The sequence below is a fragment of the Micromonospora sp. R77 genome (assembly GCF_022747945.1).
GTDB lineage: Bacteria > Actinomycetota > Actinomycetes > Mycobacteriales > Micromonosporaceae > Micromonospora.
Genome location: NZ_JALDST010000001.1, coordinates 6,340,899 through 6,353,906 on the forward strand (window position 1 = coordinate 6,340,899; position 13,008 = coordinate 6,353,906).

The 13,008-nt window shown below is 75.4% G+C and carries 12 protein-coding genes and 1 pseudogene; 8 read left to right on the plus strand and 5 right to left on the minus strand.

The window, feature by feature from the left end:
- Positions 1 to 62: 62 nt before the first annotated feature.
- The 8 genes and pseudogenes from MRQ36_RS29305 to MRQ36_RS29340 all read left to right on the plus strand — a co-directional run.
- Positions 63 to 1,172 (plus strand): annotated as a pseudogene (locus tag MRQ36_RS29305) (condensation domain-containing protein); the annotation flags it as partial.
- 290 nt (positions 1,173 to 1,462) lie between these two features.
- Entirely contained in the window at positions 1,463 to 4,654 is a 3,192-nt protein-coding gene (locus tag MRQ36_RS29310; RefSeq protein ID WP_242799975.1) for an amino acid adenylation domain-containing protein, read from the plus strand.
- A 147-nt stretch (positions 4,655 to 4,801) separates the two neighbouring features.
- Positions 4,802 to 5,023, plus strand: a complete 222-nt coding sequence (locus tag MRQ36_RS29315; RefSeq protein WP_242799976.1) for a hypothetical protein — start codon at positions 4,802 to 4,804, stop codon at positions 5,021 to 5,023.
- On the plus strand, positions 5,020 to 5,343 hold the full coding sequence (locus tag MRQ36_RS29320; RefSeq protein ID WP_242799977.1) for a hypothetical protein: 324 nt from the start codon (positions 5,020 to 5,022) through the stop codon (positions 5,341 to 5,343). Before MRQ36_RS29315 ends, MRQ36_RS29320 begins: the two co-directional genes overlap by 4 nt.
- Entirely contained in the window at positions 5,337 to 5,594 is a 258-nt protein-coding gene (locus tag MRQ36_RS29325) for a hypothetical protein (protein WP_242799978.1), read from the plus strand. Before MRQ36_RS29320 ends, MRQ36_RS29325 begins: the two co-directional genes overlap by 7 nt.
- A 274-nt stretch (positions 5,595 to 5,868) precedes the next feature.
- Positions 5,869 to 6,015, plus strand: coding sequence for a hypothetical protein (locus tag MRQ36_RS29330; protein ID WP_242799979.1), 147 nt, complete (start codon positions 5,869 to 5,871; stop codon positions 6,013 to 6,015).
- Positions 6,012 to 7,145 carry a Gfo/Idh/MocA family oxidoreductase gene (locus MRQ36_RS29335; protein ID WP_242799980.1) on the plus strand — a complete coding sequence of 378 codons (1,134 nt, stop codon included), beginning with the start codon at positions 6,012 to 6,014 and terminating at the stop codon, positions 7,143 to 7,145. The genes MRQ36_RS29330 and MRQ36_RS29335 overlap by 4 nt, the downstream gene beginning before the upstream one ends.
- Entirely contained in the window at positions 7,142 to 7,897 is a 756-nt protein-coding gene (locus MRQ36_RS29340) for a thioesterase II family protein (protein ID WP_242799981.1), read from the plus strand. The genes MRQ36_RS29335 and MRQ36_RS29340 overlap by 4 nt, the downstream gene beginning before the upstream one ends.
- On the opposite strand, the gene MRQ36_RS29345 is transcribed toward MRQ36_RS29340, so the two are convergent.
- Genes MRQ36_RS29345 through MRQ36_RS29365 form a run of 5 tightly spaced genes read right to left on the minus strand, consistent with a single transcriptional unit; the run spans position 7,842 to position 13,001 of the window.
- Positions 7,842 to 9,431 (minus strand): AMP-binding protein, encoded by a 1,590-nt coding sequence (locus MRQ36_RS29345; RefSeq protein WP_242799982.1) that lies wholly within the window; start codon positions 9,429 to 9,431, stop codon positions 7,842 to 7,844. The two genes, MRQ36_RS29340 and MRQ36_RS29345, sit on opposite strands and share 56 nt — an antisense overlap.
- The gene (locus MRQ36_RS29350; protein WP_242799983.1) at positions 9,428 to 10,447 is read right to left on the minus strand and encodes a methyltransferase; all 1,020 of its coding nucleotides are present in this window, start codon (positions 10,445 to 10,447) and stop codon (positions 9,428 to 9,430) included. Before MRQ36_RS29350 ends, MRQ36_RS29345 begins: the two co-directional genes overlap by 4 nt.
- 2 nt (positions 10,448 to 10,449) lie before the next feature.
- Positions 10,450 to 10,797 carry an MmcQ/YjbR family DNA-binding protein gene (locus tag MRQ36_RS29355; RefSeq protein ID WP_242799984.1) on the minus strand — a complete coding sequence of 116 codons (348 nt, stop codon included), beginning with the start codon at positions 10,795 to 10,797 and terminating at the stop codon, positions 10,450 to 10,452.
- Positions 10,784 to 11,854 carry an acyl-CoA dehydrogenase family protein gene (locus MRQ36_RS29360; RefSeq protein ID WP_242799985.1) on the minus strand — a complete coding sequence of 357 codons (1,071 nt, stop codon included), beginning with the start codon at positions 11,852 to 11,854 and terminating at the stop codon, positions 10,784 to 10,786. Before MRQ36_RS29360 ends, MRQ36_RS29355 begins: the two co-directional genes overlap by 14 nt.
- A 22-nt stretch (positions 11,855 to 11,876) precedes the next feature.
- The gene (locus MRQ36_RS29365) at positions 11,877 to 13,001 is read right to left on the minus strand and encodes an acyl-CoA dehydrogenase family protein (RefSeq protein WP_242799986.1); all 1,125 of its coding nucleotides are present in this window, start codon (positions 12,999 to 13,001) and stop codon (positions 11,877 to 11,879) included.
- Between the last annotated feature and the right edge of the window lie 7 nt (positions 13,002 to 13,008).

Here is a 13,008-nt window from a genome sequence, read left to right on the forward strand (position 1 = left end):
GGCAACTGGTCGCCGACCTGGAACGGGCCGGCATCCGGGTCTGGGCCGAGGACGGACAGTTGCGGTTCCGGGCACCCGCCGGCCTGATGACCGAGGAACGCCGGGACCTGCTGCGGTCCCGCAAGGCGGAACTCCTCGACCACTTCGCCGACGCCGCGGCGCCCGTGCTGACCGCCGACCCCGAACACCGCCACGACCCGTTCCCCATCACCGACGTGCAGTCGGCCTACCTGCTGGGCCGGGGCCGCACCTTCGCGTACGGCGGGGTGGCCTGCCACGGCTACGGCGAACTGCACTACCCGAGTCTCGACCCGGACCGGATGACCGCCGCCTGGCGGGCGTTGATCGCCCGGCACGACATGCTGCGCGCGGTGGTCGAGGTGGACGGGTCGCAGCGGGTGCTGCCCGCCGTCGACGACTACGTGGTCGAGGTCTCCGACGCCCGGGGCCGGGGACCGGCGGACTTCCGCACCGCCGTGGAACGGGTCCGCTCCACCATGGACCACCGGGTCTTCGACGCGAGTGTGTGGCCGCTGTTCGAGGCCCGGATCACCCGGGGCGACGACGAGACCGTGCTGCACGTGTCGGTGGACTTCCTGATCGCCGACTTCGTCAGCATCCAGATCCTGCTGAACGAGCTGCACCACCTCTACCACCGCCCGGACGAGCCGCTACCGCCCCTGGACGTGACGTTCCGCGACTACCTGCTGGCCGAGCGCCGTTACGTCGGCACCCGCCGGGACGCCGACCGCGACTACTGGCTGAGCCGGATCGACACCCTGCCCGCCGGCCCCGACCTGCCGGTGACCAGCACCGCCGCGACCAGCTCCGGCCGCTTCCGGCGGCTCGCCACCGAACTCGACGCCGAGACCTGGGCACGGCTGCGCAAGCTCGCCGGACAGTACGACGTGAGCCCCTCCGGCGCGGTGCTGGCCGCGTACGCGCACACCGTCGCCGCCTGGACCCGCCGGCCCGCCTTCACCCTCAACGTCACGCTGCTCAACCGGCTCCCGCTGCACCCGCAGGTGCCGGCGGTGATCGGCGACTTCACCGGGGTGGAACTGCTCGAGGTGAACGCCGGCCGGGACGACTCGTTCGCCGCGTTCGCCCGGGGTGTGCAGGCGCAGCTGTGGCAGGACATGGACCACCGCACCTTCTCCGGCGTCGAGGTGATGCGCGAGATCACCCGCCGCCGGGGCGCCGAGGCGGCCCTGTTCCCGGTGGTCTTCACCAGCGCCATCGGCCTGGCCGGCACCGACCGCGACGCCGCGCCGGCCGGCACCTTCGGCTACGGCATCAGCCAGACCCCGCAGGTCATCGTCGACTGCCAGAACGCCGAACGCGACGGCGGCCTGGCCACCAACTGGGACATCCGGGAGGACGTGCTGCCCGCCGGGGTGGCCGAGGACATGTTCGCCGCGTTCGAGGCGCTGCTGCACCGGCTGGCCGCCGACGAGCGGGTGTGGCAGGACGCGCCGCCGTCCGTCCTGCCCGCCGCCCAGCGGGAACGCCGGGACCGGGCCAACGCGACCGGGCGCCCCGGCCGGCCGGGCGGCTGCACGACGCCTTCTTCGCCCAGGCCGGCAGCCGGCCGGCGGCCCGGCCGTGCTGCACGGCGACCGCGCGATCTCCTACGGCGACCTGGCCGCCCGCCGCCACCGGCGTCGCCGACCGGCTGCGCCAGCACGGCTGCGCCACCGGCGAGCTGGTCGGCATCACCCTGGACCGGGGGATCGACCAGGTGGCGGCGGTGCTCGGCACCCTGCTGGCCGGCGCGGCGTACGTGCCGGTCGACACCGGGCAACCGGCCGCCCGCCGGTCCGAGATCCTGACCAACGCCGGGGTCCGGCTGGTGCTCACCTCCGCCGCGCTGACCGAGGGGGAGTGGCCGGCCGGCGTGACCACGATCGCCGCCGACCGGGTGCCACCGGCGACCCCCGCCGCCGAGGTGACCGGGGCGGACCCCGGGGACCTCGCGTACGTCATCCACACGTCCGGCTCCACCGGCGTGCCCAAGGGGGTGATGATCACCCACGAGGCGGCGCTGAACACCGTGCACGACATCAACGCCCGGTTCGCCGTCACCCCGACGGACCGGATGATCGGCCTGTCCCAGCTCGGCTTCGACCTGTCCGTCTACGACATCTTCGGCCCGCTCTCGGTCGGCGGCGCGCTCGTGGTGCCCGAGCCGGAGCAGCGCGCCGACCCGTCGCACTGGGCCGCCCTGGTGGCCCGGCACGGCGTCACCGTGTGGAACTCGGTGCCCGCCCAGCTGCAGATGCTCGCCGGCTACCTGGCCCTGCCCGACGCGCCGACGCTGACCGGGCTGCGGCTGGCGATGCTGTCGGGCGACTGGATCCCGGTGACCCTGCCGGACCGGATCCGGGCGCAGGTGCCGGGGCTGCGGGTGGTCAGCCTGGGCGGCGCCACCGAGGCGTCGATCTGGTCCATCCACTACCCGATCGGCGAGGTCGACCCGACCTGGGCCAGCATCCCGTACGGCCGGCCGCTGGCGAACCAGACCTTCCACGTGCTCGACCCGCAGCTGCGGGACTGCCCCGACTGGGTCACCGGCGAGCTGTACATCGGCGGTGCCGGGGTGGCCGCCGGATACCTCAACGACCCGGCCCGCACGGCCGAGCGCTTCGTCACCCACCCGGTCACCGGCGAGCGGCTCTACCGCACCGGCGACCTGGGTCGCTACCGCGACGACGGGGACATCGAGTTCCTCGGCCGGGAGGACCAGCAGGTGAAGATCCGGGGCTACCGGATCGAGCTGGCCGAGGTCGAGACCGCGCTGCAGGCGCACCCCGGGGTGGCGGCGGCCGCGGTGCTGGCCGACGGCGACCAGCCGCTGGAGCGCCGCCTCGTCGGCTTCGCGCAGCCCGCCCCGACCGACGCCCCCGACGACACCCGCCTGGTAGCGGCCCTCACCACCGCCGCCGTCGACGCCGGCGACGCCACCACCGCCGGCGTGGACCAGCAGGGCTACCTGACGTACGCGCACCTGCTGGACCGGGTCGCGCTGCCCGCGATGCTGGACACGCTGCGCGGGGCCGGGCTCTTCACCGACGTCGACGCGGCGCACACCTGGGCGGAGATCGCCGCCGCGACCGGCGCCGCGTCCCGCCACCACCGGCTGCTGCGCCGCTGGCTCGGCGCCCTGGTGACCGAGGGCGTGCTGAGCGCCGACGGGGACGCGTACCGGCTCGCCGGACCGCCCGCGCCGGACGCCACGGCGGCGGCCTGGGCCGCGGTGGAGGCGGCGGCCCCGCCCGGCGAGGCCGGACTGCTGGAGTACTTCCGGCGCAGCATCGCCAACCTGCCCGCCCTGCTGCGCGGCGAGGACGACCCGCTGGAGCTGCTCTTCCCGGACGGTCGGCTGGACGTCTCCCGGCAACTGTACGAGGACGCGCTGTTCAACCGGTGGGCGAACGCGGCGGCCGGCGCCGTCGCCGCCCGGCTCGCCGCCGAGCTGCCCGCCGACCGCCCACTACGGATCCTCGAGGTCGGCGCGGGTGGCGGCGGCACCACCGCGGCGATCCTGGGGGCGCTGGCCGGCCGGTCCCTGGACTACCTGTGCACCGACCTGTCGCCCTACTTCACCGGCCAGGCCCAGCGCCGGTTCGACGGCGTGCCGGGACTGCGGTTCCAGGTGTACGACCTCGACGCGCCCGCCGCCGACCAGGGTCTGCTGCCGAACTCGTACGACCTGGTGATCGCCGGGGACGTGCTGCACGCCACCGGTGACGTGGACCGGGTGCTGGCCGAGCTGCGCGGCCTGACCGCCCCGGGTGGCTGGCTGATCGCGCTGGAGATGACCCGCGACCACTACCAGATCATGACTTCGCTGGAGCTGCTGGTCCGGCTGGACGCCGCCACCGGCGACTTCGCCGACGAGCGGCGCGGCACCGACCTGGTCTTCCTCGGCCGGGACCGGTGGGCGGCGGCGCTGCACCGGGCCGGCGCGGCCACCAGCGTCTGCCTGCCCGAGCCGGACACCTTCATCGGGTCGATGGGCATGTGCGTGCTCGCCGCCCGGGTCAAGGCCGACCGCGCCGCCCTGCACCCGGCGGACCTCACCGCGCACCTGCGCGGCCGGCTGCCGGAGTACATGGTCCCGACGGTGCTGCGGATCCTCGACGAGATCCCGGTGACCGACAACGCCAAGGTGGACCGCCGGGCGCTGGCGGCCGGGCTGGCCCGGCAGACCAGCACCGCGCCCGCGTCGGGCGCGGCACCGGAGACCGACCTGGAACGGCGGCTGGCCGCCATGTGGACCGAGGCGCTGGGCGTGCCGGTGGGCCGCGACGGCAACCTGTTCCAGCTGGGCGGCGACTCCCTGGTCGCGGCGCAACTCGCCGGCCGGATGATCGAACAGCTGCCCGAGGCGTCGGCGCTCTTCTTCGACGAGGTGCTGCGCAACCTGCTGGAACGCGCGACCGTGGGTGGGCTGGCGGAGTGGCTCGTCGTCGCCGCGGCCGAGGCCGGCACCGGCCCGGAACGCCCCGACGACGCCCCGACCGAGCTGCTGGTGCCGCTACGCGCCGACGGGCCCGGCGTACCCGGGTGTTCCTGCCGGACGCGGCGGGCGGGCTCGACGCGGCCGGCGCGCTGGCCGGTGCGCTGCCGCCGGCGCCGGCCTGGGGCCTGAGCGGCGCGGACCTCGCGTCGTCGTCGCGGGCCGCGGCCGCCTACGCCCAGGCGGTGCTGGACGCCGACCTGGCCCAGGTCGAGGTGTACGGGGCCGGGACCAACGCCGCGCTGGCGGTGGAGGTGGCCCGCGTCCTCGTCGAACGGGGTGTCCTGGTGGACACGGTGGTGCTGGTGGCCGGCGTGCGCCCGCCGACCGGCGACGGACATCTACGCCGGGGACATCGTGGTGGTCCGGCCCACCGACGCGCAGCCGGCGGACCTGGAGCTGTGGGAGGACATCTGCCTCGGCGACCTGACCGTGGTCGACGTCGACGCCACCACCGCCGAGCTGTCCCCGGACGCGGTGGCGGCCGCGCTGCGCCGATGATCGGCCTGCTCGGCCCCACCGGGGCGGTCGGCACCGCGGCCGCCGCCCACCTGGCCGGCTGGACCACCTCGCCGGTCCGGCTCGGCGCGCGCCGGCCACGAGCCGGGATGGTGCCGGTCGACGTGGACGACCCGGCCGCGCTGGCCGCGTTCTGCCGGGGCTGCACGGTGGTGCTGAACTGCGCCGGACCGGCGTTCCGGATCGAGCGCCCAGGTGGCCGAGGCCGCCTTCGCCGCAGGCGCGGACTACGTGGACGCGGCCGGCGACGACGACCTGGCCGCGCAGCTGGCCGGAGCTGGCGCCGGACCGGGTCATGGTGATCTCGGCGGGCCTGATGCAGGGGCTCAGCGCTGCTGCCCGGCTGCTGGCGGCGGCCGGCCCGGTCCGCCGGCTCGCCGGACACGTCGGCGGTCGGGACCGCTTCACCACCACCGCCGCCGAGGACTACCTGCGCAGCGGCTTCGGTCAGGCCGGTGTCGCGCTGGCCGGTGGGGTGGTCGTCGACCGTCCGGTGCGGACCGACGCCGAGCTGCCGTTCTGCCCGGAGCCGGGCACCGCGGTGCCTACCTGAGCACCGAACTGCGCCGGGTCGCGGACACCCTCGGCGCGCCCGACGTGGATGGTGCTCGCTGTTCACCAGGCCCGCACCTGGGGGCGGCGCTGCGCCAGCCGTCGGACGCGGCGGCCCTGGTACGGGCGGCCGACCTCGACATGTTCGGCCACCAGCCGTACCAGATGATCGTCGTCGAGGCCGACGGCGCGCGCCGCGCTGCTGCGCGGGTGCGGCGCCAGCGACTGACCGGCGCGTTCGCGGCGCTGACCGCGACCGCGGTGGCCGTGGCGAGGTGCCGACCGGCGTGCACCACGCCGGCGAGGTGCTGGACCCCGTGGCGTCCGCCCGCCGGCTGGCCGAGGCCCCGGCGGTGACCGAACTGACCGTGCTGAACGCTGGTGCGTACGCGTCCGGCGGTTACCTGGAGGAGACGCTGTGACCGCACGTCCGAAGGTCGTGGTCTGTGGCACCCGGTTCGGCCAGGTGTACCTCGAGGCCTTCCGCAACCCCGAACTGCCGTTCGAGCTGGCGGGGGTGCTCGCCCAGGGCAGCGAGAGGTCCCGGGCCTGCGCCCGCCGCTACGACGCCCCGCTGTACACCGACCCGGCGCAGCTGCCCGACGACATCGAGCTGGCCTGCGTGGTGATCCGCGGCGGCCTGCTCGGCGGGCACGGCTCGGCGCTGGCCCGGACGCTGATGGGTCGGGGCATCCACGTGCTGCAGGAACACCCGGTGCACCACGACGAGCTGGCCGAGAACCTGCGGACCGCCCGGCGGGCCAAGGTCGTCTACCAGCTGAACCCGTTCTACACCAACACCGCGCCGGTCCGCCGGTTCGTCGCCGCCGCCCAGGAGCTGCTGCGCCGGCAGAAGCCGCTCTACATCGACGCGGCCTGCGGGTTCCAGCTCGCGTACTCACTGCTGGACATCCTCGGCCAGGCGCTCGGCGGGGTCCGGCCCTGGAGCTTCGGGGAACTGCCCCCACTCGCCCCCGAGGTGCGCGACGGCACCGAACTGGACTTCCCGTTCCGCAGCCTGGACGGCACCCTGGCGGGCGTGCCGATCACGCTGCGGGTGCAGAACCAGATGGACCCGGCCGACCCGGACAACTACGCACACCTGATGCACCGGATCAGCATCGGCACCGAGGCCGGCAACCTCACCCTGGTCAGCACGCACGGGCCGACGGTCTGGTCGGCGCGGCCGGACTTCCCGCGCGAGGTGGCCGACCCGGCGGCCAGCCCGCACTACGCCTGCGCCGTGGACGACGCCGACGCGCCCAGCGCGGTGGTCCTCGGCCCGGCGGAGGTGCCCTCCTACCGGCACGTGTTCCGCAGCATCTGGCCGGCCGGCATCGCGTACGCGGTGGCCGGCCTGCACCGGGCGGCGCAGGAGGGGCAGGACCCGCTGCGCCGCGGGCAGTACCATCTGTCCCTGTGCAAGCTGTGGCAGGACCTGACCCTGCGGCTGGGCCCACCGGAGCTGCTCACCTCGCAGCCGCCGCAGGCGTTCACCGGCGCGGACCTGAAGGCGCTGGCGGCGGCGGGGGACGAGGCGGCGGACCGGTGAGCGTCACCAGCGTCACCGGGGACAGCTGGTTGCGCCGCTACCGGCCGCGCCCGTCGGCCCGGCGGCGGCTCTTCTGCTTCCCGTACGCCAGCGGGAACGCCACCTTCTACCGGGACTGGGCGCTCACCCTGCCGGCCGACGTCGAGGTGGTCGCGGTGCAGTACCCGGGCCGGCTGGACCGGATCGGGGAGCCGTGCGTGCGGGACATGGACACCATGGTGGACGGTGTGGTGGCGGCGCTGCGCCCGCTGCTGGGCACCGACTTCGCCCTGTTCGGGCACAGCATGGGCGCCGCCGTGGCCCACGAGGTGACGTCCCGCCTGGAGCACGGCCACGGGGTGCGTCCGCGGCGGCTGTTCGTCTCCGGCCGCCCGGCGCCCCGGCACCACCGGCCCGGACAGACGAAGCACCGGCTGCCGGACGACGCGCTCTGGGACGAGCTGCGCCGCCTCGGCGGCACCACCGACGCCGCCCTGGACCACCCCGAGCTGCGCGCCGCCGTGCTGCCGACGCTGCGCGCCGACTACCAGCTCGTCGAGTCGTACCGGCCGACCGGCGGGCCGCCGCTGGCCACGCCGATCACCGCGCTCACCGGTGACGTCGACCCGGAGGCGCCGGTCAGGCAGGTGGCGGACTGGGCGGCGTACACGACCGGTGGGTTCGCGCTGCGGGTGCTGCCCGGACACCACTTCTATCTCATCGACCAGCAGGCCCGGGTGCTGGACGAGCTGCGGGCGGGACTGGCGCTGTGACGTGGGTGGCCCACATCTGCCGGCGGCGCGGCTTGCCGCTGCTGGTGCGGGGGATCGCACCGGCCGGCACCACCACGCTGCGGACCGGCACACCCTCGGCGACCTCGCGCGCCGCCGCCTCGGCCAGCGCCGGCCACTCCGGCCGCGGGTGGGCCAGGACCAGCACCACCTGCGGCTCGTCGCCGACCTGACCGAGCAGGGCGGCGATCCGCCCGGCCGGGGCGGCGCAGGCGGCGTGCACGGCGGTCTCCACGTCCTCGGCGAACACGGTCCGGCCGCGCACCTTCACGCTGTCGCCCCAACGGCCCAGCACGAACAGCTCGCCGTCGCGGAGGAACCCGGCGTCCCCGGTGTGCAGTTCCCCGTCGCGGAACGTCTCCCGGCCGGCCGGCCCGGCGTACCCGGCGGCCACCGACGTGCCACCCACCACGATCTCGCCCACCTGACCGTCAGGCACCGGTCCGCCCGCCTCGTCCACCACGCGGACCCGGACGCCGCTCAGCGGCCGGCCACAGCCCACCACGGGGAGGCCGGCATGTTCCACCGCCCGCCAGCCGGTGCCCAGCGGCAGACCGGTGACCGACAGCGTGTTCTCCGCCAGCCCGTACGCCGGCAGCAGCGCCTCGCGGCGTAACCCGGCCGGTCCGCACAGCCGCAGGAAGGCGTCCAGGGCCGGCACCGGGATCCGTTCCGCCCCCAGGATCAGCGCCCGCCACGCCGAGAAGTCCAGCCCCCCGAGCCGGTCCGCCGGCACCCGCCGGACGATGTGGTCCAGGCCGAACGCCGGCATCGCGCTGAGCCGCGCGCCGTCGCGGCCGAAGCACTCGAGGTAGCGCAGCGGTCGCCGGACGAAGTCGCCGGGCGACATCAGCCACAGGTCGGAGCCGGTCGCCACCGGGGCGAGCAGGCACCCGATGAGGCCCATGTCGTGGTGCACCGGCAACCAGGACGCGGTGGCGTCGTCCGGGGTCATCCGCAGCCACTTCGCGATCGCGGCGACGTTCGCGGCGAGCGTGGCGGGCGGCACCCGCACCCCGCGTACCCGGCCGCTGGTGCCGGAGGTGAACTGCAGCAGCGCGATCCCGCCGGGCTCCGCCGGGCCGGTGCCGGACGCCGGATCCAGCAACGCCCGGCTGTCCACCGCGTCGACCCCGGCGGCCCGGCAGCGCTCGCCCACCTCCGGCAGGGCGGCGTCGTGCACCACCAGCCGGGGCGCGGCGGTGGCCAGCACGCCGCGCAGGTGCTCGTCGTAGCGGTCCCGGTCACCGAAGGCGGGTGGCGGCGCCAGCGGGGACGCCGCCGCGCCGGCCAGCATGCTGCCGAAGAGCAGGCCGACGAAGCGCGGACCGGTCGGCTCGACGATGGTCACCACGTCGCCGGGGCGTACCCCGGCGTCGCGGAGTGCGGCGGCGCTGCGCCGGACCAGGTCCGCCAGCCGGGGGTACGTCCACCGGTCCCACCCGCCGTCCGGCGTGGCGAACCGGATCCCGTGCCCGCCGTCCGGCCGGTCCAGCCAGCCCAGCAGGTCGGTCACGCGGGCTGCGCCTCGATGATCGGGAACATCGGGGTGGAGACGCTGCGCACCAGTCGCAGCCCGGCCCGCTCCAGCAGGGCGCTCTGCTCGGCCAGGGTGCGGGCCCCGCCGGCGGTCAGCGTGTGCATCAGCAGGTCCATCCGGCGGGCCAGCACGGGCGGTTCGTCACCGTGCCGGCCGGCCTCCATGATGAACAGCCGGCTCTGCGGGTGCATGGCGGTCCGGACCCGGGTGAGGATGTCGACCACCTCGTCGTCGGTCCAGCTGTAGAGGATCCGCTTGAGCACGTACGCGTCGGCGCCGGCCGGGATCGGTCCGGCCAGGAAGCTGCCCGGTACCACCTCGGCCCGGTCGCTCACGCCCGCGGCGGCGAACTGCTCCGGCGCGTGCGCCACCACGCCGGGCAGGTCGAACAGCACGCCGCGGGCGTGCTTGACCCGCCGGAGCAGGCTGGCCAGGAAGCCGCCGTTGCCGCCGCCGACGTCGACGATGCTGCCGAAGCGCTGCCAGTCGCAGGCGCGCAGGATCGCCACCAGTTCCATCCCGGTCACGCCGCTCATCACCCGGTCGAAGGCCACGCCGTCGTCGGGGTGGTCGCTCAGGTGGTCCCACATGGACTTCCCGTGCACCACGTCGAAGGCCGGCCCGCCGGTGCGGATCGCCTCGTCCAGGCCCTCCATCGCGCGGGTGCAGGCCACCGGGGACAGGAAGATGTCCCGGGCCGAGTAGGGGTGGTCGGCCCGCAGCAGGTCCGACAGCGGGGTCAGCGCGACCGCGCCGTCCGCGTCGACGGTGAACAGCTCCCGGGTGGCGAGGTATTCCACCGCCTTGCGCAGGGTCGGCTCGTGGCTGCCGGTCGCCTCGGCCAGGGCGGCCATCGGCAGCGGCCCGGCGGCCAGCGCGTCCGCCACCCCGAGCAGGCAGACCGCCCGGATGGTGTACGGCAGCAGGTAGTCGCCGAGCTCCAGCAGCTTGAAGATCGAACCGGCGTCGATCGTGGCGCGTCTCGTGGTCACGGTCACCGTGGTGCCTCCCTGTCGAACTCGGCCTGCAGTTTGCGGGAGGCGAGCCGGCGCCACGCCTCGGTGATCAGTTCGCGCAGCTGGTCCGGGTCGACCGTCGCCAACCGCACGAAGGTCCAGCCGTTCTGCCCGTACCTGTTCTCCGGCCGGGAGAACGTCTCCGGGTCCTCGTCGAGCAGGGCGGCCTGCTCGTCCACGCCGATCCGCATGCCCATCACGCCCGGCTTGGGCAGGGTGCAGAAGATCTTGTTGCCGACCCGGAAGTCGGTGACGTCGAAGTGCGCCGAGCGGGTCGCGCCGGGCAGCGCCAGGGCGATCTCGGCGACGGTCTCAGGGCTGGGCATGGTGGCCTCCTCGCGACGGTACGTTCGGGGAGACCGTAGCGGCCGGCTCGGCCAGCAGCCGGTTCGCCACGGTGGCGTACGGGTCCGGATCCAGTCCCGCGAAGGCCTCCGACCACAGCGCCCGGCGCAGCCAGCGGTGCAGCGGGTACTCCCAGGTGACGCCGGTGCCGCCGAGGGTCTGCACGGCCGCCTCGCAGGAGTGCACGGCGGCGTGACGGGCGGCGATGACCGCCTCCGCCACCGCCGAGGCCGCCTCGTCCTTGCGGGCCACCAGGCACGCCGCCCGGTAGGTCAGCGACCGCGCCGGTTCGATGGCGGCGTACACGTCGGCCAGTTGGTGCGCCACCGCCTGGAACCCGCCGATCGGCCGGCCGAACTGTTCCCTGGTCCGGGCGTGCCCGACGGCCAGGTCCAGCGCCCGGGTGGCCACCCCGACGGCCTCGGCGGCCAGCAGCGTCCCGCCGACGTCCCGGGCGGCGGCGGTCGCCTCGGCGGCCTGGTCCCCCGACCAGCAGCCAGGCCGGCACGCCGGCGAACGACACCGGGCCATCGGCCGCAGCGTGTCCAGGGTGTCCGGGGTGGTCACGGTCAGCCCGGGCGCGTCGGACGGCACGGTGAACACCGCCGGCCCCTCCGGGGTGTCCGCCCGGACCACCACCTGCCGGGCCGGGCCGGCGTCCGGCACCGCGGGCGCGACACCGTAGAGCAGCCAACCGGCCCGGCTGCGGTCGGCGCGCACGTCACCGGCCGCGTACGTGGCCGGCACGGTCACCGCCTCGCCCTGCCCGCGCAGGTACGGCGCCGCCAGCGCGACCGTGCTCCACCACGGCGCCGGGTGCAGGGCGTACCCGCTCTCCTCGGCGAGCAGGGCGAGCTCCACCGTGGTCAGGTCCGCATCCAGCCAGCCCTGCCGGATCAGCTCCGGCCAGGTCGACGCCTCACTGCCGTGCGGGCCGTCGGCCAGCGCGCCGATGCGCTGCGCCGGGTACCGCCCGGCCAGGTACCGCCGGGCCGTCGCCCGCAGGTCCTGCTGCTCGTCGGTGAGCGCGAAGTCCATGGCTACCTCCTTGTCGTGCCGGTCACCGGGACCGGGGCAGGCCCAGGACCCGCTCGGCGACGATGCCGCGGAGGATCTCCGACGTGCCGCCCTCGATGGTGTTGGCCCGGCTGCGCAGGCGCTGGTGCTGCCAGTAGCCGTCCAGCACGGCGTCACCGCCCTGCACCCGCACGGCCAGCGCGCACACCCGCTGGTGCACCAGCGACCATTCGAGCTTGAGCAGCGACGACTCCGGACCGGGTTCGCCGGAGCGGCGCTGGGCGGCGAGCGAGCGGTAGCCGGTGTAGCGCAGCCCCTGCAGCCGGGTGTGCAGCTCGGCCACCTCCCGCCGCACCAGCGGGTCGTGCTGGGCGCCGTACTGGCGCACGGTCCGCAGCAGGCGGGCGAACTGGACGGTGAGCCGGGCGGTCAGGGTGATGCCGAAGGTGCCGCGTTCGTGCGCGAGGGTGGACAGCGCCACCGACCAGCCCTGACCCGGTTCGCCGACCACGTCCTCGTCGCGCACCCGCGCGCCGGTCAGCACGATCTGGTTGAAGTCGCTGTCGCCGTTGAGCTGGCGCAGCGGGGAGACGGCCACGCCGGGCGCGCGCATGTCCAGCAGGAAGCAGGTGAGGCCCTGGTGCTTGGAACCCGTCGGGTCGGTCCGCGCCAGCAGCAGGCAGTGATCGGCCAGGTGCGCGTACGACGACCAGACCTTCTCGCCGTGCAGCTCGTACCCGCCGTCCACCCGCACCGCCCGGGTCCGCACCGCGGCCAGGTCGGACCCGGCGTCGGGTTCGGAGAAGCCCTGGCAGAACAGGATCTCCCCAGACAGGATGCCCGGCAGGTAGCGGGCCTGCTGGGCGGTCGACCCGCGGGAGATCAGGGTGGGGCCGACCATGTTCATGCCGATAACGTTCAGGTGGTCGGGGGCGCCGGCCAGGGCGCTCTCCTCGGCGAAGATGGCCTGGTGACCGGCGGGCAGGCCCCGCCCGCCGTGCGCGGCCGGCCAGGTCAGGCCGGCGTACCCGGCCCGGTGCAGGTCGCGGCTCCACTGCCGCAGCTCGTCGCCGCTCCACTGGCGTGGCTCGGCGGGCAGCCGCTCGCGCAGCCAGTCGCGCAGCCCGGCGCGGAACGCCGCCTCGTCCGGCGCGTCGTGCAGGTCCATCTGACCC